This window comes from Ruegeria sp. E1, assembly GCF_056534225.1.
The window spans coordinates 168,845-190,682 of the sequence record NZ_JBQFPE010000006.1; the positions used below are offsets into that span (position 1 = coordinate 168,845).

Sequence of the window (21,838 nt, forward strand, 5' to 3'; positions counted from 1 at the left end):
TTCACCCGTTATACTTCGACAGAACCATGGACCCGTTGGTGCCGCCAAAGCCGAAGCTGTTGGTCATCACGCTGTCCAAGCCTGCGTTTTCAACTACTTGAGTTGCAATTTCACCGGGCAGGATGCCTTCGGCAAGTGTGTCGACATTGATCGACGGAGTTATAAAGTCATTGTCCAGCATCAGCAGGCAGAAGATCGCCTCGAGCGCACCTGCCGCGCCTTGCGCATGGCCGGTCATGGATTTCGTGGACGAGATTGGCGGTACGTTGCCCTCGCCAAAGATGCGGCGGACGGCTTCGACCTCGCCCACATCTCCGACCGGGGTCGAGGTGCCGTGCGCGTTGATATAGCCCACCTTGCGGCCTTCGGGGACCGTGGCCAAGGCCAGACGCATCGCGCGTTCGCCGCCTTCGCCGGACGGGGCCACCATGTCATGGCCGTCGGAGGTGGCGGCGTAGCCGGTGACCTCGGCGTAAATCTTTGCGCCGCGAGCCAGAGCGTGGTCGAGGTCTTCCAGCACAACGATGCCGCCACCACCCGAGATCACGAACCCGTCGCGGTTCTGGTCGAAGGCGCGCGAGGCTTTGTCAGGTGTGTCGTTATATTTCGACGACATCGCACCCATCGCGTCGAACAGGCACGAGAGCGTCCAGTCCAGTTCCTCGCCGCCGCCTGCGAACATCACATCCTGTTTGCCCAGCATGATCTGTTCCGCCGCGTTGCCGATGCAATGCAGCGAGGTCGAGCAGGCCGAGGTGATCGAATAGTTGATGCCCTTGATCTTGAACGCGGTCGCAAGGTTCGCCGAGATCGTCGAACACATGCATTTCGGCACCGCAAAGGGCCCGATCCGCTTGGTCGCGCCGTTTTTCAGAACCGTCTGATGTGCGGTCAGCATGGCGCTGGTGGACGGGCCACCAGAACCTGCGACCAGACCGGTGCGCGGGTTCACCACCTGATCCTCGGTCAGACCGGAATCGGCAATCGCCTGGCTCATCGCGATATGGGCATAGGCTGCACCGGGGCCCATGAACCGCAGTGTGCGCTTGTCCACATGCTCGGCCACGTCGATCTTGAGCGTTCCGGCGATCTGGCTGCGAAAGCCATGTTCGACCATCTGCTCGTTGGCCTCGATCCCGGATTTGCCTGCTTTGAGCGAGGCCAAGACCTCTTCGGCATTGTTCCCGATGGAGGACACAACCCCCAGACCGGTGACGACGACGCGACGCATAAGCGTACTCCTGTGTTCCGTTTTTGCTGTTTGTCCGAGAACTGGGGTCAGCTTTCGGACAATGCAACCTTCATGTCTTTGACCTGATAGATCACTTCGCCATCGGCTTCGACGCGCCCGTCGGCGACACCCATGGTCAGGCGGCGGGTCTGCACGGCCTTGGTGAAATCAACGTAATAGGTCAGCATCTTGCGATCCGGGCGGACCATGCCGGTCAGCTTGACCTCGCCCACGCCCAACGCGTAGCCGCGCCCTTGCCAGCCGCGCCAGCCCAGGTTGAACCCGGTCAGTTGCCACAGCCCGTCCAGGCCAAGGCAGCCGGGCATGATCGGGTTGCCGGGAAAGTGGCAGTCAAAGAACCAAAGGTCGGGGGTGATGTCGAATTCGGCCACTACATGGCCTTTGCCATGGGCGCCGCCGTCACCCGAAACCTCGGTGATCCGGTCCATCATCAGCATCGGCGGGGCGGGCAATTGCGCGTTGCCGGGGCCGAATAATTCGCCGCGCGCGCATTTCAGCAGATCGTCTTTGTCAAAGCTGCTCGGGAATTGGGACATTCTGCCGCCTCTCGTGCCAGGGTCTGTTCGTTCGCTATATCTGGCCTCGTCTATCACCCGTATGCAAGGTCCTGCAAGAGCAGCGCGCCACATCATGTTGTGCTTACGACATTCTTTGCGAATGAATTTCATTTGAAATTGCCTATTGAGAGCACTTATATATAGGATCAGCGAAAATGGGTATCGGACATATGACACCTCAGAGCCGGAACATAGCGACGAACTGGCTGGTTGATGCCGGGCTGCGACCGACGCGTCAGCGGGTGGCATTGGCAGAACTGCTTGTGGGCGATGGCCGCCACCGCCATGTGACGGCGGAAAGCCTGTTTGACTCGGCCAAAAGCAATGGTGATGCCGTGTCTCTGGCGACGGTCTACAACACTCTGCGCGCGTTCTGCGATGCAGGTGTGTTGCAGGAAATCACTGTCGATGGCTCGAAAAGCTATTTTGACACCAACACCCATGATCACCCGCATTTCTTCTGGGAAGACGAAGGCCGCCTGAGCGATGCGCCGTCGGATCAGCTGGTGATTCAGCGCCTGCCCGAAGCCCCTGAGGGGGTCGAGATTGCATCGGTGGATGTGGTGATCCGCCTGCGGAAGAAGCCCTGAAGTTCCGATTTAGCTGACCTGTGCGGCTTGGCATCGTTGGATGGCGAGGCTGATGTGATTCGCGCGTGGTGTCACGGTGATTGAATACGCCCCCGAACTATGCGCAGATCGGTCGGAGCGATTCACGGAGACCGAAATGCCACACCCTCTTGTCACCCGGGAAATGATCGATGCCTATCAGGCGGATGGCGTTGTGCTGGTCAAAGGTCTGTTTGCCGATCACGTCGATGAGTTGCGCGAAGGGGTCGCCGCGAACATGGCGGAGCCGGGGCCTTATGCCTCGGAAAACAAAAAGGCGGGTGAAACGGGGCGGTTCTTTGACGATTATTGCAACTGGTCGCGTATCCCGCAGTTTCAGACGGTGATTCAAAACTCCCCGGCGGCTGAGGTGGCTGCGGATCTGATGCAGTCTCAATCAGTTCAGATGTTTCATGATCATGTGCTGGTCAAAGAACCCGGCACGTCGATGGCAACGCCGTGGCATCAGGATGGGCCGTATTATTTTGTTGAAGGGCAACAGACCGTCAGTTTCTGGTCGCCGCTCGATCCGGTGAAACACGCGACGCTGCGGTGTGTTGCGGGATCGCACAGGTGGGAGAAAGAGGTTCTGCCGACCCGTTGGGTGTCCGAGGAAGGGTTCTTTGCGGATGAGGGCCAGTATATGCCTGTGCCCGATCCGGATACTGAGGGTATGCGGGTGGTTGAATTCGAGATGGAGCCCGGCGATGCGGTTGCGTTCAACTATCGGACGCTGCACGGCGCGCGCGGAAATCAGTCGGACAGCCGCCGCCGGGCGTTTTCTTTGCGACTGGTCGGCGATGATGCGCGCTATGTCGAGCGGCCGGGGCGGACATCACCACCCTTTCCGGGGCATGATATGGTTCCGGGTCAGCGCCTGCGCGAGGACTGGTTTCCGGTTTTGTTGCAGCGTTGATTGGGGGCTCTGCCCCCGCCGCCTTCGGCGACTCCCCCGGGACATTTTTAGACAGATGAAGAACGGATCAGAACCACTGGCCCGGTTCTATCAGGCCGAGGTCGAGCAGTTGTTGTGAGGTCCATTGGAACGGGGTCGAATGGGTCCAGCAGAAACTGGGGATGTCGAAGGTTGATCCGGCGTTGGTTTTCAGCGCTTTGGCGGCGCGGAATGAGCAAATCGCTGCGGTCAGGTTGTGGTGCCACGGGCAGGCGTAGGTGTTGTATTCGGATATATTGAACGTGTGGTCCGGCAGGAGTTTCAGGCCCGACTGGGTCTTGAACAGCGCGATCCGGTCGATGCGGCGGCGGGCGTAGGGGATGTGATCCTCGAACCGCCAGCGCAGGCCACCGGACATGTCCAGTTGACGATCCAGCGCTTTGCCCGAGGCGTCATGGCGAGCATGGGCGTAATATCCGGTGCTGTCCAGCATGGCGCTGTCGGGCGCGACCCCGTTCGGATGGGCGGTCAGGTCGTCGGCATAGAGGTCGACCACATAGGTCATCATCGCATTGCGGCGTTCTTCGGTGTGAAAGGCCAGCAGTTCCCCGATGCTGCGCGTTTCACAGAAGGGATAGAACAGGTATTCGGCGTTGTAGCCGTAGTACATCCAGATACCCGGCGCGGCCTGAATGACGCGGTTGATGACGTCGAAGACGACATCTCGGGGGGCGCAAGTCAGGGGGACGCGGTGGACCCTATTGGCCAGCGCGTCGTCGACAGTGAACTCGGCTGGCGCAAAGAGGATCAAGGATTTGAAGCCAAGCCCCAGATGGTGGCGCAGGGTGCTGTCCAGTTCCACATCGTCTTCGGCGAAAATCAATGCCACCGGACCTTTCGATAGCGCCGCCCGTCCGGTTTTCAGAAATTGGTCCAGAGAGTCGTACTGCATGGCCCGGTTTGGTTCCGCATTGCTGGAAGTTTTCGCCAAACTCGGGTAAATGCGCCGCCATTGCAAGCGGCGTTCGTTGGGTATAGACGACGCCGATCCCGCGACTGCAAAGGCCCGTCCCATGTCTGAACCGAAAAAGCTGTTTATCAAGACCTATGGCTGTCAGATGAACGTCTATGACAGTGAACGCATGTCCGAAGCGCTGGGCGGGCAGGGGTATGTCGAGACCAAGTCACCAGATGACGCGGATATGATCCTGCTGAACACCTGCCACATTCGGGAAAAGGCAGCCGAGAAGGTCTATTCCGAGTTGGGGCGGTTCAAGGGGCTGAAGGCGGAAAAACCGGATCTGAAGATCGGCGTGGCGGGGTGTGTGGCGCAGGCCGAGGGCGAAGAGATCATGCGCCGCCAGCCTCTGGTCGATCTGGTGGTGGGGCCGCAAAGCTATCACCGTCTGCCCGAGATGGAGGCGAAGACTCGCGAGGGTGAAAAGGCGCTGGATACCGATTTCCCCGAAGAGGACAAGTTCGAGAAGCTCAAGAACCGGCCCAAAGCCAAGCGCGGCCCGACGGCGTTTCTGACGGTTCAGGAGGGGTGTGACAAGTTCTGTGCCTTCTGCGTGGTGCCCTATACCCGTGGTGCCGAGGTCAGCCGCCCGGCCGATCGTATCATCCGCGAGGCGCAGGATCTGGTCGAGCGCGGCGTGCGCGAGATCACGCTGCTGGGGCAGAACGTCAACGCCTATCACGGGGCCGGGCGAGACGGGGACATGACGCTGGCGGCGCTGATCTGGGAATTGAACAAGGTCGACGGGCTGGAGCGCATTCGTTTCACCACCTCGCACCCCAACGACATGAGCGAGGATCTGATCGAAGCGCATGGCACTTGTGACAAGCTGATGCCCTATCTGCATCTGCCGGTTCAGTCAGGCTCGGATCGGATTTTGAAGCGTATGAACCGCAGCCACACGGCGGAAAGCTATCTGCGGCTGATCGAACGGATTCGCGAAGCGAGGCCCGATATCCTGATGTCGGGTGACTTTATCGTGGGCTTCCCGGAAGAAACGGATGAGGATTTTCAGGCCACTTTGGACCTCGTGGAAGAGGTCAGGTATGGCTATGCCTATTCGTTCAAGTATTCGACGCGCCCGGGCACACCTGCGGCAGAACGGCCACAGGTCGATGCGGAACAGGCGGATGACCGCCTGCAGCGACTGCAGGCTGTGATCACGCGCCACCAGCGCGAGATTCAGGAATCGATGGTGGGTCGCTCCGTGCGTGTATTGTTTGAAAAGCCGGGGCGGCAGCCCGGGCAGATGGTTGGAAAATCCGAGTATCTTCACGCGGTTCACGTGGACGGGGCAGAGCTGGCTGTGGGTGAGCTGCGCGACGTCCGGATCAAGGCTTCGGGCGCGAATTCGCTGGCGGGCGAACTGATCTGAAGGTCGCTAGTTCTCGGGACTGAGGGTTTCACTAGAAATTAACCCTTGATTTAGGGGCGGGAACTATGCTCGGACATATCCCAGTTTTTTGACAGGGGTGCGCGTGCTCAGTGGCCTGGGTTGCAGGGTCGCTGGTCGCAACAAGAACGCACTGGAGGGTACGAGTGGTGAGTAGAGCGCGTTTTCAACGTTCGGAGTGTATAAGGTTTGCATCGGCGTTTCTGCTGTCTGCATTGTGTGCTGCACCGACAATGGCGGGGGACGTGATCGGGGATGTGACGGAACCCGACGTTATCTCTCCGGATATCGTTTCTCATGACATCAGCGCGTTTTATCTGGGCCTCAGCGCGGGCTATGGGTCCGGTGGGGATGACCGGTTCGGGCTGACCGTCCCCGGGGGCAGGCTGAATATCGGTGATCTTGAGCCCAGCGGCAGCTATGGCGGCATTCGCGGCGGCTGGCGCGGCACGGTGCCGACCTTTGGCGGGCGCGACTATGTGTATGGCATTGAACTGCTGTATGATTTCGGAACGCTGGATGATACGGCATCGACGCTTGTGGGAACAACCACTGTAGAGGCGGGATCCGAGATTTCGGATGTTCTGTCGATCCGGTTTCGCAACGGGATCACTAACCGCAGCCGTAACATGCTGTATTTCGTGACCATCGGGTATGTGCAGGGTGACATTCGAACCACCACCTCGCTAAGCAGCGAGGATTCGGTGATGGCGTTTGAGGACTCGGACAAGCGCAACGGGTTTTCAGCCAGCCTTGGCGCAGAGCATCGCTTTAACGAGAACTGGTCGATCACCGGAGAGTTCGAGTATTTTCAGTTCGATTCGAAAACGGTTGATTTCGGCCAGGGCTTTTCGACGAAATCCACTCCGAAATTTCAGGGGTTTCGGGTCGGTTTGAACTATACGTTCTGAACTGCGCGGTGATTTCGCGACGGATGCTGACGGTGGCGCAGACATGTCCCCGGATTTGGTTGGCCGAATTATCATTCCCGGATCAAAATTCCAAAGTGCCGCTTGCGTCCGGCCAGAGATGTTGTCTACGCTCAAGGTGAAACGCCGAGACAGGAGAACGTATTGGCCATCGGTGCACTGACCCCACCGCCAGATGACGACATGCCCCAACGTGAGGCTTTTGTTGAATTTCCCGACAACCGGTTATTGATTGATCTATGCGGCGAATATGACCGCAATCTTGCCGATATCGAGCAGAAACTGACTGTTCAGATCGTGCGGCGGGGGAATCAACTGGCCGTCATGGGCGAGGAAGATGCCCAGAAGCAAGCGATTGAGGTCTTGCAGGCGCTGTATACCCGTCTTGAGGGCGGGCGCGACGTTGAAGCCGCCGATGTCGATCGCGAGCTGCGCATGGGCAATTCCGAGGCCGGGACCGGCACGCGCGACGGCGATCAGCTTGAGATGTTCCGCGGCGGAACAGTCGAGATCAAGACCCGCAAAAAGCTGGTCGAACCGCGCACGGATGCGCAAAAGGCCTATGTGCAATCGCTGTTCAACAATGAACTGGCGTTTGGAATCGGTCCTGCCGGGACGGGTAAGACCTATCTTGCCGTCGCGGTAGGGGTTTCGATGTTCATCGGCGGGCATGTAGACCGGATCATTCTCAGCCGTCCCGCGGTCGAGGCGGGTGAAAAGCTGGGCTATCTGCCGGGGGACATGAAGGACAAGGTCGATCCTTATATGCAGCCCCTGTATGACGCGCTGAACGATTTTCTGCCGGGCAAGCAACTGGCCAAGCTGATCGAGGAAAAGCGGATCGAGATTGCTCCGCTGGCGTTTATGCGGGGCCGGACGCTGGCGAATGCCTTTGTCGTGCTGGATGAGGCGCAAAATGCGACGACCATGCAGATGAAGATGTTTCTGACCCGCTTGGGTGAGGGCAGCCGGATGGTTATCACCGGCGACCGGTCGCAGGTTGATCTGCCGCGCGGGGTGCAGTCGGGTCTGGCCGATGCTGAACGGTTGCTGAAGACGATCCCGAATATCAGCTTCAACTACTTCACGTCCAAGGATGTTGTGCGCCACCCGCTTGTCGCCGCCATTATCGAGGCGTATGAGGCAGATTCGGGACGCGAGACAGGTTGACCTGATCGGTCCCGAGCGAATTTGCAGCCCGGAACCGTTGGCATGAACCTGGACATATCGATTGAAGACGACCGCTGGCAGGCGCTTGAACCGCTCGCGCGTGGTGCGATTGTAGCGGTTCTGGACCATTGTGGCGTGGCGTCAGATGATTGTGAGGTCAGCGTTCTGGGCTGTGACGATTCGCGGATCGCAGAGCTGAATGCCGAGTTTCGGCAAAAGCCGACGCCGACAAATGTGCTGAGCTGGCCTGCAGAAGATTTATCAGCCGATGCCCCCGGACAAGTACCGGTCCCGCCGGAGGCGGATTTTACCGGCGAGATTGCTTTGGGCGACATTGCAATCTCATATGACACCTGCGCGCGCGAGGCGGCCACGGCGGGCAAGGCCTTTGACGATCATGTCACGCATCTGATCGTTCACGGAACATTGCATTTGCTGGGATATGATCACATTCGTGACCCTGACGCCACTTTGATGGAAGCTGTCGAGGTCGAGATACTTGGCAAACTGGGTATAGATGACCCATATACGATATGACATGGGGCTTCGGGCCCGATCATTTGGAACAGGATAATGGGCGATACAGACGGCAGTTCTAGGGCGGCGCACAGCGCGCAACCAGAGAATGGCGACGAACAGAGCGAAGAAAAGAGCGGGCTTTTTACCCGTTTGATAGATGCATTTTCTTCTCAAGGTGACGAGGGTGAACCGGAAAACGGTGCTCAGGTCATCCCCCCGCTATCCCGCGGCATGATCAACCTGCGACGCAAGCGCGTCGAGGATGTGGCTATTCCAACGGTCGAGATCATCTCGGTGCCGGTGACAACGCCCAAGGATGAGCTGGCGCAGGTCTTTCGCGACAGCGGATTGTCGCGCATCCCGGTTTATGACGGCACGTTGGACACGCCGCTTGGGTTTGTGCACCTCAAGGATTTTGCCCTGACCCACGGGTTCAACGGAAACTCCACCGAGTTTGATCTGAAGTCGATGCTGCGCACGTTGCTGTTTGTGCCTCCGTCGATGCCGATTGGTGTTTTGCTGACCAAAATGCAGACCGAGCGGCGGCATATGGCGCTGGTGATCGACGAATATGGCGGTGTCGACGGGCTGCTGACCATCGAGGATCTGATCGAGCAGGTCGTGGGCGAGATTGCCGACGAACATGATGTGGATGAAGATCAGCTTTGGGTGCAGGAAAAGCACGGTTGCTACGTCGTACATGCACGTGCGCCGCTGGAAGAGTTCGAGGCCGAGATTGGACGCTCGCTGACCAGCCACGAGGATGTCGACGAAGAAGAGATCGATACGCTGGGCGGTCTTGTCGTCATGTTGTCGGGCCGTGTTCCGGCCCGTGGCGAAGTCGTTTGCCATCCCGAAGGGGCCGAGTTCGAAGTGATCGATGCGGACCCGCGTCGGATCAAGCGGCTGCGGGTGATGTTGCCGGACAACGCGCGATGAACCCTGCCCCGGGCTGGCCCCTTTGGCTCAGGCTGGTCGTGGCGGGTTTGCTGGGGGCGGGTGCCGCCCTGGGGTTGGCCCCTTATGGATTCTGGTGGGCAACCCTGATTGGCCTTGTGCTGATCATGCCCTTGTATCTGGCCTGTGAAACACCCCGCCGTGCGGCTTGGCTGGGCTGGGCTTTTGCGACGGGGTATTTCGCAAACGCGCTGAGCTGGATTATCGAGCCCTTTCTGGTCGATGTTCAGCGTCACGGGTGGATGGCCCCGTTTGCGCTTGTGTTCATGGCAGGCGGGTTGGCCTTGTTCTGGGCGCTTGCCTTCTGGTCGGCGCGGCGCATCGGCGGTCGGCCCGGGCAGCAGGCGTTGTTGCTGGCCATAGCGGTGTCGCTGGTTGAACTGGCGCGGGGTTATGTGCTGACTGGATTTCCCTGGGCCGGTATCGCGCAGGTCTGGGTGGACACGCCGGTTGCGCAGCTATTGTCGCTGATCGGACCATACGGTCTGGCGGTGCTGACTTTGCTGGCGACGCTGCCTTTGGGGGCTGCGCTGGTCAGCGCAACGGGCGCGCGTGGATTTGTCGGGCCTTTGGTTTTGACCGCAGGGTTTGCCGCTTTGGCGACCGGGTACGCCGCCATGCGCCCACCGGTTTCGCTGTCGGAACATACTGTTCGCCTGATTCAGCCCAACGCCCCGCAACATCAGAAATGGGATCCGCTTTATGCCCCTATGTTCTTTGCCCGCCAGATCGAGTTTACCGCGGCTAAACCCCGGCCCGACCTGATCGTCTGGCCCGAAACAGCGATCCCTGCCTGGCTTGGCAGCGCACAGCCTTACCTGCAGGCGGTGACGGATGCGGCGCAGGGCAGTCCGGTGGTTTTGGGCATCCAGCGCGGCGATGGCCCGCGCATCTACAACTCGATGATCTATCTGGATCACGAGGGGACACAAACCGGGCTATATGACAAGCACCATCTGGCCCCGTTCGGAGAATACGTGCCCTTTGGTGATCTGATGGCGCGGTTCGGCATTTACGGAATGGCTGCAACCTCAGGGCAAGGATTCAGCAGCGGCCCTGGGGCCGCCTTGTTGGATACCGGTGCACTGGGCAAGGCCCTGCCGCTGATCTGCTACGAGGCGGTTTTTACTCAGGATGTGCTGTCCGCTCCGGGGCGGGCGGATTTTTTGTTGCAGATCACCAACGACGCGTGGTTCGGCACCCGGTCGGGGCCGTTTCAGCATCTGGCGCAGGCGCGGATGCGAGCGATAGAACAGGGCTTGCCGATGATGCGATCGGCCAATACCGGCGTGACAGCGATGATCGACCCGCTGGGGCAGATCACACAGTCGCTGGCCCTTGGGCAGGCCGGTTACATCGATGCGGCGTTGCCGGACCCACAGCCATCGACGCTTTACGCGCGGTTAGGGGATCGCGCGGTTCTGGTGGTTTTGCTGGCGCTGATGGCGCTGCTTTGGCGCAACGTTCGAATCGCAGGTGCAAATACGGATTGACCCTGTGTGCCAGCGGGCGTATGCCCGCCCAAACCCCTCACAACGGCTTCCTGGCGTGAAGGGAAAATCTTAATGGAGCACATTCATGTCCCGACAGAACTACATTTTCACTTCGGAATCCGTCTCCGAAGGACACCCGGATAAGGTTTGCGACCGGATTTCCGATGCCGTCCTTGACGCTTTTCTGCGTGAAGAGCCCGAGGCCCGCGTAGCCTGCGAAACCTTTGCCACAACCGACCGGGTTGTCATCGGCGGCGAGGTTGGCCTGTCGGATCAGGAAAAGCTGCACGACTATATGGGTCGCATCGATGAAATCGCGCGGGCCTGTATCAAGGACATCGGCTACGAGCAGGACAAGTTCCACCACGAAACTGTCGAGGTGACGAACCTGCTGCACGAGCAATCCGCGCATATCGCTCAGGGTGTGGATGCGTCCGGTGACAAGGACGAAGGTGCGGGCGATCAGGGCATCATGTTCGGCTATGCGACGACGGAAACGCCTGCGCTGATGCCAGCCCCGATCCAGTACTCGCACGCGATCCTGCGTCGCCTTGCCGAGGTGCGCAAGAATGGCACCGAACCTGCGCTGGGCCCGGATGCCAAGTCGCAGCTGTCGGTTGTCTATCGTGATGGCAAGCCGGTCGGTGTCAGTTCCATCGTGCTGTCGACCCAGCATCTGGATGAGTCTCTGACGTCAGACGACATTCGCGCCATCGTCGAACCCTACATCACCGAAACCCTGCCACAGGGCTGGTTGACTGCCGAGACCGAGTGGCACGTCAACCCGACCGGCAAGTTCGTCATCGGCGGCCCGGATGGCGATGCGGGCCTGACCGGTCGCAAGATCATTGTCGACACCTATGGCGGTGCCGCGCCGCATGGGGGCGGCGCCTTCTCGGGCAAAGACCCGACCAAGGTGGACCGTTCGGCAGCCTATGCCGCGCGCTATCTGGCCAAGAACGTGGTCGCCTCAGGCATGGCCGAACGCTGCACCATCCAGCTGAGCTATGCGATTGGCGTGTCCCGACCGCTGTCGATCTATGCCGACACGCACGGCACTGGCCAGATCGCCGACGCGGCCATCGAGCAGGCCGTCGGCCAGGTCATGGACCTGACCCCGCGCGGTATTCGTGAACACCTGCAACTGAACAAACCGATCTATCAGCGCACCGCCGCCTATGGCCACTTTGGCCGTGAGCCGGACGCCGATGGCGGGTTCAGTTGGGAACGCACCGACCTGATCGAGGCCCTAAAACGCGCCGCATAGAGGCCGCTGCTTCATCTTTTTGAAAATACTCCGGGGGCGTGGGGGCTGGCCCCCACTCCAGCCCCTTGCCACACGCCCAACGTCACAGTATGGCCACCGGCATGAGCACCCAGACCCCACAACGCCCGCGCAGAAACTTCTATGGCCGCTTCAAGGGCAAGACCCTGAAGCCCAGCCAAAAGACCTATCTGAACGAAGACCTTGATGCTTTGTCTCCCGGTGCGGTCGATTGGGACTCGAACCCCAACCGCGATCCGCTGGACCTGCAGGCGCTGTTCGGCGGCAAGGATATCTGGCTTGAGGTCGGCTTTGGCGGGGGTGAGCACTTGGTGCATCAGGCCGAAAGCAATCCCGATATCGGCATCATCGGGGCTGAACCTTATCTAAACGGTGTCGCCATGTTGCTGGGCAAGATCCGTAAGGCCGGGGTCGACAATCTGGCGGTGCATCCGGGTGATGCGCGGGACCTGTTCGATGTGCTGCCCGAGGCCAGCATCTCGCGGGCCTTTCTGCTCTATCCCGATCCATGGCCCAAAACGCGGCATCATCGCCGCCGGTTTGTAACGCCCGAGCATCTGGAACCACTGGCGCGTGTGCTGAAACCGGGCGCGATCTTTCGTGTTGCCACCGACATTCCGGACTATGTGCGTCAGACGCTCGAAGAAGTGCCGCGCGCCGGATTTGAATGGCTGGCCGAACGTCCCGGCGATTGGCGCGAGCCGTGGGGTGACTGGATTTCGACCCGCTACGAACAGAAGGCCCTACGCGAAGGCCGTACGCCGCATTACCTGACCTTCCGCCGCACAGGCTGATTGTCGCTGGACCAACCGGCCCCAATTCGCTAATCCGCCTTGAACTGATAGCGAAAACAGGAGCCCCCATGTCCGGACACGGCACGCCCATCCCGATGACCTCGCATCCTTGCGGCCCGCTGACCGGCACGGCAGAGGTGCCTGGTGACAAGTCGATCTCGCACCGGTCGCTGATCCTTGGCGCGATGGCCGTGGGGGAAACCAAAATCTCGGGTCTGCTGGAAGGCGAAGACGTTCTGGACACCGCCAAGGCTATGCGCGCCTTTGGGGCCGAGGTGACAGATCACGGCGGCGGTGAATGGACGGTCTATGGCGTTGGCGTTGGTGGCTTTGCCGAACCTGATCAGGTGATCGATTGTGGCAACTCGGGCACTGGCGTGCGGCTGATCATGGGCGCGATGGCGACCTCTCCGATCACTGCGACCTTTACTGGGGACGCAAGCCTGAACAAGCGCCCCATGGCGCGGGTCACTGATCCGCTGGCTCTGTTCGGGACGCAGTCGGTCGGGCGCAGCGGTGGGCGGTTGCCGATGACCATTGTTGGGGCCGCTGATCCTGTTCCTGTCCGCTACGAAGTGCCGGTGCCGTCAGCGCAGGTGAAATCGGCCGTGTTGCTGGCCGGTTTGAACGCACCGGGCAAAACCGTGGTGATCGAGAAAGAGGCAACCCGCGATCATTCCGAACGAATGCTGGCTGGGTTCGGGGCCGAGATCACGGTTGAGCAAACCGATGAAGGCAACGTGATCACCCTGACGGGACGACCCGAGTTGAAACCGCAGGTCATAGCCGTGCCGCGTGATCCGTCCAGCGCGGCCTTTCCCGTCTGTGCGGCGCTGATCACGCCCGGATCGGATGTGCTGGTGCCCGGCATCGGCCTGAACCCGACCCGGGCGGGGCTGTTTACCACGCTGCGCGAGATGGGGGCCGATCTGACCTATGAAAACGAACGCGAAGAAGGTGGCGAGCCGGTTGCTGATCTGCGGGCGCGGTATTCGCCCGATATGAAGGGCATCAACGTGCCGCCGGAACGTGCAGCCTCGATGATCGATGAATATCCCGTACTTTCGGTTGTCGCCGCCAATGCCACCGGCAAAACGCTGATGACCGGCGTGAAAGAGCTGCGCGTGAAGGAAAGCGACCGTATTGATGCGATGGCGCGCGGGCTGCGGGCCAATGGCGTGACCGTGGATGAGGGCGACGACTGGTGGTCGGTTGAGGGGCTGGGCATCGGCGCTGTCCCCGGCGGAGGCACCTGCGAAAGCTTTCTGGACCACCGCATTGCCATGTCGTTCATGGTTATGGGCATGGGTGCGCAAAAGCCGGTGACAGTGGATGACGGCGGCCCCATCGCGACCTCGTTCCCGATTTTTGAGCCTTTGATGGCCAGATTGGGTGCCAGGCTCTTACGCAACAACCGACCGGTTTGACCAAGATGCAGCGTTTCACAGTCGCCATCGATGGTCCGGCTGCCGCGGGCAAGGGGACCATTTCCAAGGGTGTCGCAGCGCATTTCGGCTTTGCCCATCTGGACACAGGGTTGCTGTACCGCGCGGTTGGGCGGCGCACTTTGGATGGCTTGGACCCGATCGAGGCGGCGCAGGCGCTGACGGCGGATGAGCTGGAACAGGGCGATCTGCGGACGGCTGAGATTGCACAGGCAGCATCGAAAGTTGCGGTCATCCCCGAGGTGCGCGCGGCATTGGTCGATTTTCAGCGAGCCTTTGCCCGTCGCGCCGGAGGGGCGGTACTGGACGGGCGCGATATCGGGACGGTGATCTGCCCCGATGCCGAGGTAAAGCTGTTTGTCACCGCAAGCGCCGAGGTGCGGGCGGAGCGGCGCTATCTGGAACTGAGCGGCAAGGGCGCGGGCGTGACCCGTGATCAGGTTCTGGCGGATGTACGCGAACGCGATGCACGCGACGCCGAGCGCAGCACTGCTCCCATGAAGCCAGCCCAAGACGCCGTTCTGCTGGACACATCAGAGTTGAGTATCGACGAGGCACTGGCGCAGGCCATCGCGGTCATCGCACAGGCAAAACCCGCGGCGTAGCAACGCCACGGGCAAGGGTTGAACAGCGGCTTACAATTCGCCGACCGCGATGCTTTTGATGTTCGCCCACTGATCGTCAGCGGTTTTTGCGGTGCCGGTGACGTCTTTCAGGAATGCCGCGCGGGTTTCTGCGTTCAGGAACAGATACAGCTTGCCATCGGCCAGAAGATACTGATCCGGGTCGCCATCGAATTTCTTGCCGACGGATACCCCGAACGAGCAGTAGCCGCCGTGCTGCGGCAGGTAGGCTGCCGGATTGGCCTCGAACGCTTCGCGGTTTTCTGCGCTGGTGAAGTAGTAGGATGCCCCGTCATAGGTGGCCGAGTGATTGGCGAAGCCGTCAACGGGATTGCCGCTGTTGACCAGCGCAACCAGATCGACGCCATGCGCGGCCAAGGGCGCACCCGCCGCCGAGATGCCTTTCGAGACGTTGATTTCATCGGCAGCAAAGGCGGGGGCTGCGATCAGGGGCAGGGTGGCGACAAGCGCCGTCAGAACGAGGTTTTTCATGGGTAAGTCCCTTTCAGTTGAGGTGCCTGGTCAGAGTGATCTCCGACCCGTGCAATGAAGTTAGGAGAGGTGTGTGGAACGTTTAATCTCAGATAAACCGCAAAACATTGCAGATCGTGCAAAGTGATGAACGTCAAATTCGGCGTGTTCACATAGCTTTGTTTGGTCAGCCTCGGCTTGGCCTCTTATGCTTGGATTATATCTGCAGGAGTGGCCCAATGATCCGTGTAATTCTGTTTCTGATATTGATCGCCGGAAGTCTGGCCGCTCAGGAGGTCGAGGGTCCGGTTCCGCAGACCGAACCGCCGATGACTTATGAACGTCTGGGCAAAATCCTGTTTGCGCTTGATCCCGAGACACAGCCGCAAGGGCCGGGGTTTCAGCTGACCGTCGCGGGCTTTACGGTTTTGGTGATCACCGACACCAGTACGGACAGGATGCGGGCGATGGTTCCGATCCGCAGTGCTGCGGACCTGTCGCAGCAGGATATGCAGCGGATGATGCAGGCCAATTTCGACAGCACTCTGGACGCGCGATATGCGATTGCCAACGGAACGCTTTGGGCGGCGTTCATTCATCCGTTGTCGGCGCTTGAAAAGGATCAGATGATCTCGGGCCTGGCTCAGACGGTGAACATCGCGCAGACCTATGGCACGCTGTATTCCAGCGGCGTGGCGCTGTTTGGCGGCGGCGACAGCAATGATCTGCAACGCGCACTGATCGAAGAGCTTCTGAAAAAAGGCGAAGAAATCTAGCCCAGTACCAGCGTCGCATGTCGGTTGCAGGGGGGCTTGTGTTGCTCAATGTTTATGTTATGAAATAACATATATATTAAGAGGCATCGATGACACTTTGTTTTGACACGCTTGTTGTGCACGCGGATGCGTCGATGGACTTTCGGAGGCCCAATGCGTAGCCGCCGGTCGGGCCGTAATCTGGGCACGTCGATGAAAACCCGGCGGCGTCGGGGATCACGGATGCAGGTCTATGATACGCTGCCCAAGGAATTGCGCGGATGGCTTGCCTCGGCCTGCCTGCCGTGGAGCCCGGAATCGGCGTTGAAAATCTGGCGCAGTGCCAATGGCGCGCACAGCCCTGGGGCTGCGATCTCGCGGCTGAATGCCATCGAAAGCGCGATGCTGGTGCTGGATGCAAAGATCTGGGGCGGAAATGCCAGTCAGGACCAGTAGCGGAACCGCCGATCTCCTTGCAGATATGGCTTTTTGCTTGCGCATGGTAGGAATACCGCCTATACGCGCGCTGTCTGAACAAGGGCGGTCAACGTCCGGATGACGTTTCTGAGCAGGGCCGGGTTACCTCGGCCCTTTGTGTTTGTTTGCTCGGGGACGTTCCGGATCACGCCTGAGGACATCATGAAACAAGACCGGCGGAGACAACCGCTCGGCCAGCAAAAACGTTTTGTAAAGGAAATGAACGCCACATGGCTAACGCATCCATGGAGGAATTCGAAGCCCTCCTGAATGAAAGCTTCGAAATGGACACGCCCGAAGAGGGTTCTGTTGTCAAAGGCAAGGTTCTGGCGGTTGAAGCCGGTCAAGCCATCATCGACGTAGGCTACAAAATGGAAGGCCGCGTTGATCTGAAAGAATTCGCAAATCCCGGCGAAGCCCCTGAAATCGCTGTCGGTGACGAGGTTGAAGTTTACCTGCGCGCCGCAGAAAACGCCCGTGGCGAAGCCGTCATCTCGCGCGAGATGGCCCGCCGTGAAGAGGCATGGGACCGTCTGGAAAAAGCATATGCCGACGACCAGCGCGTCGAAGGTGCAATCTTTGGTCGCGTCAAAGGTGGCTTCACCGTCGATCTGGGTGGCGCAGTTGCGTTCCTGCCCGGCTCGCAGGTTGACGTACGCCCCGTACGCGACGCTGGCCCGCTGATGGGTCTGAAGCAGCCGTTCCAGATTCTGAAAATGGACCGCCGCCGTGGCAACATCGTTGTGTCGCGCCGCGCAATCCTGGAAGAATCGCGTGCCGAACAGCGTGCCGAAGTCATCGGCAACCTGTCCGAAGGTCAGACCGTCGAGGGTGTTGTCAAGAACATCACCGAATACGGCGCATTTGTTGACCTGGGCGGCGTTGACGGCCTGCTGCACGTCACCGACATGGCATGGCGTCGTGTGAACCACCCGTCCGAGATCCTGACGATCGGCGAAACCATCAAGGTTCAGGTCATCAAGATCAACAAAGAAACCCACCGCATCAGCCTGGGCATGAAGCAGCTGCAGGAAGATCCGTGGGATCTGGTTGCTGCCAAATACCCGCTGGGCTCGGTCCATCAGGGTCGCGTCACCAACATCACCGACTACGGCGCGTTCGTCGAGCTGGAAGCCGGTGTCGAAGGTCTGGTGCACGTGTCCGAGATGTCCTGGACCAAGAAAAACGTCCACCCCGGCAAGATCGTTTCGACCAGCCAGGAAGTCGACGTCATGGTTCTGGAAATCGACGGCGCCAAGCGTCGCGTGTCTCTGGGCCTGAAGCAGACTCAGCGCAACCCATGGGAAGTGTTTGCAGAAACGCACCCCGAGGGCACCGAGGTCGAAGGCGAAGTCAAGAACATCACCGAATTCGGTCTGTTCATTGGCCTGGAAGGCGACATCGACGGCATGGTTCACCTGTCCGACCTGTCCTGGGACGAGCGTGGTGAAGATGCGATCCAGAACTACCGCAAAGGCGACATGGTTTCGGCCGTTGTCTCGGAAGTTGACGTCGAGAAAGAGCGTATCTCGCTGTCGATCAAAGCCCTGGGCGGTGACAAGTTCGCTGAAGCCGTGGGCGGCGTGAAGCGCGGCTCGATCGTGACCGTTGAAGTGACCGCAATCGAAGATGGCGGCATCGAGGTCGAGTACGAAGGCATGAAGTCGTTCATCCGTCGTTCGGACCTGTCGCGTGACCGCGCTGAACAGCGCCCCGAGCGTTTCTCGGTCGGTGACAAGGTCGACGTCCGCGTCACCAACGTTGACAGCAAGACCCGCCGTCTTGGCCTGTCGATCAAGGCACGCGAGATCGCCGAAGAGAAAGAGGCCGTGGAACAGTACGGTTCTTCCGACTCGGGCGCATCGCTGGGCGATATCCTGGGTGCAGCGCTGAAATCCGGCGACTAAGTCCGGGCCGCAGCCAAAGCCGAATTTACGGCCCCGCGTTGATGCGCGGGGCCGTTTTTGTTGCGAATCAATATGTTCCGATTTTCCGACATAATTGACGCCGCGTTCGCTCAATACGTGTGAAAACCGGGCTAATGGGTAAAAAATTGCGTGAGATTGCCACAATTAGAACCCTGAACGCCCAGAGTTTACGTTCCCCCGAACCGGGTTTTTTCTTATACTGTCCAGAACAATAGGCTTGATAAACCGGTCGCCTGGGAGGGTAACACGCATGATCCGTTCAGAACTGATTCAGAAAATCGCCGACGAAAATCCGCATCTTTATCAGCGCGACGTCGAACGGATTGTGAATACCGTTTTTGAAGAGGTTACCGATGCTATGGCGCGCGGCGACCGTGTGGAACTGCGTGGGTTCGGCGCGTTTTCGGTGAAAAAGCGAGACGCCCGGGTCGGTCGCAATCCTCGCACCGGCGAAACCGTGCAGGTCGAGGAAAAATGTGTTCCCTTTTTCAAGACCGGCAAGTTGCTAAGGGATCGCTTGAACGGTAAAGCGTGATCCCATGATGCGCTATATTCGCTATGCTTTTCTTGCGATCCTGGGGATCGTTCTTGTGTCTATCTCGCTGGCCAACCGCGAGATGGTTGAACTGAAACTGATGCCGGATGCTCTGGCCGAGCTTTTGGGCTTTAACCTGAGTACATCCTTGCCCCTGTTCATCGTGGTGCTTGGCGGTGTCGCCGCAGGTTTGGTGATCGGCTTCATTTGGGAATGGCTGCGCGAACACAAACACCGCAAGGATGCGTCCGTGAAACAGGGTGAAGTGCGCAAGCTTGAGCGCGAGGTCAAAAAGCTCAAGAAAAAGCAGAATGCCGACAAGGATGAAGTTCTGGCCCTGTTGGACGAAGCAAGCTGAGCGCATCCAATGCCCGATGTTTCTGTCAAAATCTGCGGCCTGACCGCGCCTGAACAGGTGCGTGCTGCTGTTGATGCAGGCGCGCGTTATCTAGGGTTCAACTTTTTCCCGAAGTCGCCGCGCTATGTCTCGCCCGAACAGGCTGCCGAATTGATGGCTGACGTGCCGGTGGGCGTGGCCAAAGTGGCGTTGGTTGTAAATGCTTCGGACGAGACGCTCGACGACATCACGCGGGCCGCTCCGTTTGACATGCTGCAATTGCACGGCTCTGAAACGGTCGAGCGGGTTCAGGAGGTCAAAGCCCGCTATGGCTTGCCGGTGATGAAGGTCATTGGCGTTGCAGATGCCGAAGATCTGGCCGCGATTGATGTCTACAGCGAGGTCGCAGACCAACTGCTGATCGATGCCAAGGCGCCTAAGAATGCTGTTTTGCCGGGCGGGAATGGCCTTGCCTTTGACTGGCGCTTGCTGGCCGGTCGCAAGTATTGGCGCAAGCCTTGGATGCTGGCCGGAGGGCTTAACCCAGCCAATGTGGCCGAGGCTATTCGCATGACCGGAGCCCGCCAGGTCGATGTCGCCTCGGGCGTCGAAAGCGCGCCGGGCGTCAAGGACGCACAAAAGATCCGGGACTTTATTGCCGCGGCCAATTGATCTGGTTGTCTACTAGGCGCGTACCTCCGATAGGAGGAATGCGGCACATGTTGGCAGCCATTGGCGGAGTTTCCCTGAAGCACTGGTACAACGCGCCTGAGTTTTTCTGGCGCGCACGCAAGGCGTTGAAACAGGCGCAAGGCGATCCGCTGTGTCTGCACGCGACTGTATTTCCGCACGATGGCTTCTATTTCTCGTTCAGCGTCTGGCAGGACATCGAGGCGATGCTGACCTTTTCCCAATCTGGCCCGCATCGTCGTGTCTTGCAGGTGTCTGAAAGATTGTCGGCAACGCACGCCTTTCATCATTTCCCATGTATTGCGGTTCCAACCCGGGAGCAGGCTTTGGCGATTTGGCGGCAACGCTATCAACCCGAGCGGTAATGCGTTTTGCGATGGCAAATCTCCGCGCCACCTCCTATGAACAACGGGTACGACGCGGGAGACTTCCATGGCCAACGATCTTTTCAATTCCTTCATGTCCGGCCCTGATGAACAGGGGCGTTTTGGCATTTTCGGCGGGCGGTTTGTCAGTGAGACACTGATGCCTCTGATCCTGTCGCTGGAAGAGGAATATGACAAAGCCAAGGATGATCCCACATTCTGGGCCGAGATGGACGATCTGTGGGCCAATTACGTGGGCCGCCCTTCGCCGCTGTATTACGCGGAACGCCTGACCGAGCATCTGGGCGGTGCCAAGATTTACCTCAAGCGCGATGAGCTGAACCATACCGGCGCGCATAAGATTAACAATGTGCTGGGCCAGATCATTCTGGCGCGGCGCATGGGCAAGACCCGGATCATCGCCGAAACCGGGGCAGGGCAGCACGGTGTGGCAACAGCCACTGTCTGCGCCAAGTTCGGTTTGAAATGCATCGTCTACATGGGTGCCCATGACGTGCAGCGTCAGGCCCCGAACGTGTTCCGTATGCGTCTGCTGGGGGCCGAAGTGATCCCGGTGACAAGCGGCAGAGGCACGCTGAAAGACGCGATGAACGACGCGTTGCGCGATTGGGTGACCAATGTGCGTGACACCTTCTACTGCATCGGCACCGTCGCTGGTCCGCACCCCTATCCGGCGATGGTGCGTGACTTCCAGTCGATCATCGGCAAGGAAGCCAAGGAACAGATGCATAAGGCCGAGGGTCGCCTGCCTGATACGATCATTGCCGCCATCGGTGGCGGATCTAATGCGATGGGCCTGTTCTACCCGTTCCTCGACGACAAGGATGTGAATATTATCGGCGTCGAAGCGGGCGGAAAAGGCGTGAACGAGAAGATGGAGCATTGCGCCTCATTGACCGGAGGTCGTCCGGGTGTGCTGCACGGCAACCGTACCTATCTGCTACAGGATGATGACGGGCAAATTCTGGAAGGGTATTCGATCTCGGCCGGTCTGGATTACCCTGGCATCGGGCCCGAGCATTCGTGGCTGAACGATGTGGGCCGCGCACAATATGTCTCGATCACCGATAAAGAAGCGCTGGAAGCGTTCCAGTTGTGCTGCGCGACCGAAGGGATCATCCCCGCGTTGGAACCCTGCCACGCGCTGGCCCATGTGATGAAGATCGCGCCGGATCTGCCCAAAGATCACTTGATCTGTATGAATATGTGCGGGCGGGGGGATAAGGATGTTCAGACCGTGGCGCGCTATCTGAACTTTGACATGTCGGATACCGAGGGTCGTTCGGCAGATTGATCCCGGGCTAGGCGGTTTGCCAGAATC

The 21,838-nt window shown here is 59.5% G+C and carries 24 protein-coding genes and 1 riboswitch; of the genes, 20 read left to right on the forward strand and 4 right to left on the reverse strand.

Annotation, left to right across the window (positions count from 1 at the left end; genetic code table 11):
* Position 1: 1 nt before the first annotated feature.
* Both fabB and fabA read right to left on the reverse strand, forming a co-directional pair.
* Entirely contained in the window at positions 2-1,231 is a 1,230-nt protein-coding gene (fabB, locus tag ACR0FG_RS09520; protein ID WP_170713124.1) for a beta-ketoacyl-ACP synthase I, read from the reverse strand.
* A gap of 47 nt (positions 1,232-1,278) precedes the next feature.
* Positions 1,279-1,788: a bifunctional 3-hydroxydecanoyl-ACP dehydratase/trans-2-decenoyl-ACP isomerase gene (gene fabA / locus ACR0FG_RS09525; RefSeq protein WP_170713122.1), complete on the reverse strand. Its 510-nt coding sequence runs from the start codon at positions 1,786-1,788 to the stop codon at positions 1,279-1,281.
* Between the two features lie 191 nt (positions 1,789-1,979).
* Between fabA and irrA the strand changes: the two genes are divergently transcribed.
* On the forward strand, positions 1,980-2,399 hold the full coding sequence (irrA, locus tag ACR0FG_RS09530; RefSeq protein WP_170713369.1) for an iron response transcriptional regulator IrrA: 420 nt from the start codon (positions 1,980-1,982) through the stop codon (positions 2,397-2,399).
* Between the two features lie 136 nt (positions 2,400-2,535).
* Positions 2,536-3,333 (forward strand): phytanoyl-CoA dioxygenase family protein, encoded by a 798-nt coding sequence (locus ACR0FG_RS09535; protein WP_480892390.1) that lies wholly within the window; start codon positions 2,536-2,538, stop codon positions 3,331-3,333.
* A gap of 67 nt (positions 3,334-3,400) precedes the next feature.
* Here ACR0FG_RS09535 and ACR0FG_RS09540 read toward each other — a convergent pair whose 3' ends face one another.
* Entirely contained in the window at positions 3,401-4,264 is an 864-nt protein-coding gene (locus ACR0FG_RS09540; RefSeq protein ID WP_480892393.1) for a glycosyltransferase family protein, read from the reverse strand.
* Positions 4,265-4,385: 121 nt separating this feature from the next.
* On the opposite strand from ACR0FG_RS09540, the gene miaB reads away from it, so the two are divergent.
* The 10 genes from miaB to cmk all read left to right on the forward strand — a co-directional run bounded on the left by miaB (position 4,386) and on the right by cmk (position 14,920).
* Positions 4,386-5,705 (forward strand): tRNA (N6-isopentenyl adenosine(37)-C2)-methylthiotransferase MiaB, encoded by a 1,320-nt coding sequence (miaB, locus tag ACR0FG_RS09545; RefSeq protein WP_480892395.1) that lies wholly within the window; start codon positions 4,386-4,388, stop codon positions 5,703-5,705.
* Positions 5,706-5,872: 167 nt separating this feature from the next.
* Complete coding sequence (locus ACR0FG_RS09550; protein ID WP_480892397.1) at positions 5,873-6,634, forward strand: outer membrane protein; 762 nt, start codon at positions 5,873-5,875, stop codon at positions 6,632-6,634.
* 162 nt (positions 6,635-6,796) lie between these two features.
* Positions 6,797-7,822, forward strand: a complete 1,026-nt coding sequence (locus ACR0FG_RS09555; RefSeq protein WP_170713112.1) for a PhoH family protein — start codon at positions 6,797-6,799, stop codon at positions 7,820-7,822.
* A 42-nt stretch (positions 7,823-7,864) separates the two neighbouring features.
* Complete coding sequence (gene ybeY / locus ACR0FG_RS09560; RefSeq protein WP_480892400.1) at positions 7,865-8,359, forward strand: rRNA maturation RNase YbeY; 495 nt, start codon at positions 7,865-7,867, stop codon at positions 8,357-8,359.
* Between the two features lie 36 nt (positions 8,360-8,395).
* Complete coding sequence (locus ACR0FG_RS09565) at positions 8,396-9,280, forward strand: hemolysin family protein (protein ID WP_480892402.1); 885 nt, start codon at positions 8,396-8,398, stop codon at positions 9,278-9,280.
* A complete protein-coding gene (gene lnt, locus ACR0FG_RS09570) occupies positions 9,277-10,791 on the forward strand; it encodes an apolipoprotein N-acyltransferase (RefSeq protein ID WP_480892404.1) in 1,515 nt (504 codons plus the stop codon). Before ACR0FG_RS09565 ends, lnt begins: the two co-directional genes overlap by 4 nt.
* A 31-nt stretch (positions 10,792-10,822) precedes the next feature.
* A riboswitch (SAM-SAH riboswitch) is annotated at positions 10,823-10,871 on the forward strand.
* A gap of 5 nt (positions 10,872-10,876) precedes the next feature.
* Positions 10,877-12,058 carry a methionine adenosyltransferase gene (metK, locus tag ACR0FG_RS09575; protein ID WP_170713104.1) on the forward strand — a complete coding sequence of 394 codons (1,182 nt, stop codon included), beginning with the start codon at positions 10,877-10,879 and terminating at the stop codon, positions 12,056-12,058.
* 101 nt (positions 12,059-12,159) lie between these two features.
* Positions 12,160-12,870, forward strand: a complete 711-nt coding sequence (gene trmB / locus ACR0FG_RS09580; RefSeq protein WP_480892407.1) for a tRNA (guanine(46)-N(7))-methyltransferase TrmB — start codon at positions 12,160-12,162, stop codon at positions 12,868-12,870.
* 68 nt (positions 12,871-12,938) lie between these two features.
* A complete protein-coding gene (aroA, locus tag ACR0FG_RS09585) occupies positions 12,939-14,297 on the forward strand; it encodes a 3-phosphoshikimate 1-carboxyvinyltransferase (protein WP_480892408.1) in 1,359 nt (452 codons plus the stop codon).
* 5 nt (positions 14,298-14,302) lie between these two features.
* The gene (cmk, locus tag ACR0FG_RS09590; protein ID WP_170713099.1) at positions 14,303-14,920 is read left to right on the forward strand and encodes a (d)CMP kinase; all 618 of its coding nucleotides are present in this window, start codon (positions 14,303-14,305) and stop codon (positions 14,918-14,920) included.
* A 30-nt stretch (positions 14,921-14,950) separates the two neighbouring features.
* On the opposite strand, the gene ACR0FG_RS09595 is transcribed toward cmk, so the two are convergent.
* Positions 14,951-15,430, reverse strand: a complete 480-nt coding sequence (locus tag ACR0FG_RS09595; protein ID WP_170713097.1) for a YHS domain-containing (seleno)protein — start codon at positions 15,428-15,430, stop codon at positions 14,951-14,953.
* Between the two features lie 218 nt (positions 15,431-15,648).
* Here ACR0FG_RS09595 and ACR0FG_RS09600 point away from each other — a divergent pair, with 218 nt between their 5' ends.
* The 8 genes from ACR0FG_RS09600 to trpB all read left to right on the forward strand — a co-directional run bounded on the left by ACR0FG_RS09600 (position 15,649) and on the right by trpB (position 21,811).
* Entirely contained in the window at positions 15,649-16,185 is a 537-nt protein-coding gene (locus ACR0FG_RS09600) for a hypothetical protein (RefSeq protein ID WP_170713095.1), read from the forward strand.
* A 153-nt stretch (positions 16,186-16,338) separates the two neighbouring features.
* Positions 16,339-16,620, forward strand: a complete 282-nt coding sequence (locus tag ACR0FG_RS09605; RefSeq protein ID WP_480892411.1) for a DUF6525 family protein — start codon at positions 16,339-16,341, stop codon at positions 16,618-16,620.
* Between the two features lie 251 nt (positions 16,621-16,871).
* Positions 16,872-18,548: a 30S ribosomal protein S1 gene (rpsA, locus tag ACR0FG_RS09610; protein ID WP_170713093.1), complete on the forward strand. Its 1,677-nt coding sequence runs from the start codon at positions 16,872-16,874 to the stop codon at positions 18,546-18,548.
* 271 nt (positions 18,549-18,819) lie between these two features.
* A complete protein-coding gene (ihfB, locus tag ACR0FG_RS09615; protein WP_050603110.1) occupies positions 18,820-19,104 on the forward strand; it encodes an integration host factor subunit beta in 285 nt (94 codons plus the stop codon).
* A 7-nt stretch (positions 19,105-19,111) separates the two neighbouring features.
* Positions 19,112-19,462, forward strand: a complete 351-nt coding sequence (locus tag ACR0FG_RS09620; RefSeq protein WP_480892610.1) for a LapA family protein — start codon at positions 19,112-19,114, stop codon at positions 19,460-19,462.
* A 9-nt stretch (positions 19,463-19,471) separates the two neighbouring features.
* Positions 19,472-20,113 carry a phosphoribosylanthranilate isomerase gene (locus ACR0FG_RS09625; protein WP_480892414.1) on the forward strand — a complete coding sequence of 214 codons (642 nt, stop codon included), beginning with the start codon at positions 19,472-19,474 and terminating at the stop codon, positions 20,111-20,113.
* A gap of 47 nt (positions 20,114-20,160) precedes the next feature.
* Positions 20,161-20,496 carry a hypothetical protein gene (locus ACR0FG_RS09630; protein WP_480892416.1) on the forward strand — a complete coding sequence of 112 codons (336 nt, stop codon included), beginning with the start codon at positions 20,161-20,163 and terminating at the stop codon, positions 20,494-20,496.
* A 67-nt stretch (positions 20,497-20,563) separates the two neighbouring features.
* Positions 20,564-21,811 carry a tryptophan synthase subunit beta gene (trpB, locus tag ACR0FG_RS09635; protein ID WP_480892418.1) on the forward strand — a complete coding sequence of 416 codons (1,248 nt, stop codon included), beginning with the start codon at positions 20,564-20,566 and terminating at the stop codon, positions 21,809-21,811.
* Positions 21,812-21,838: the final 27 nt, after the last annotated feature.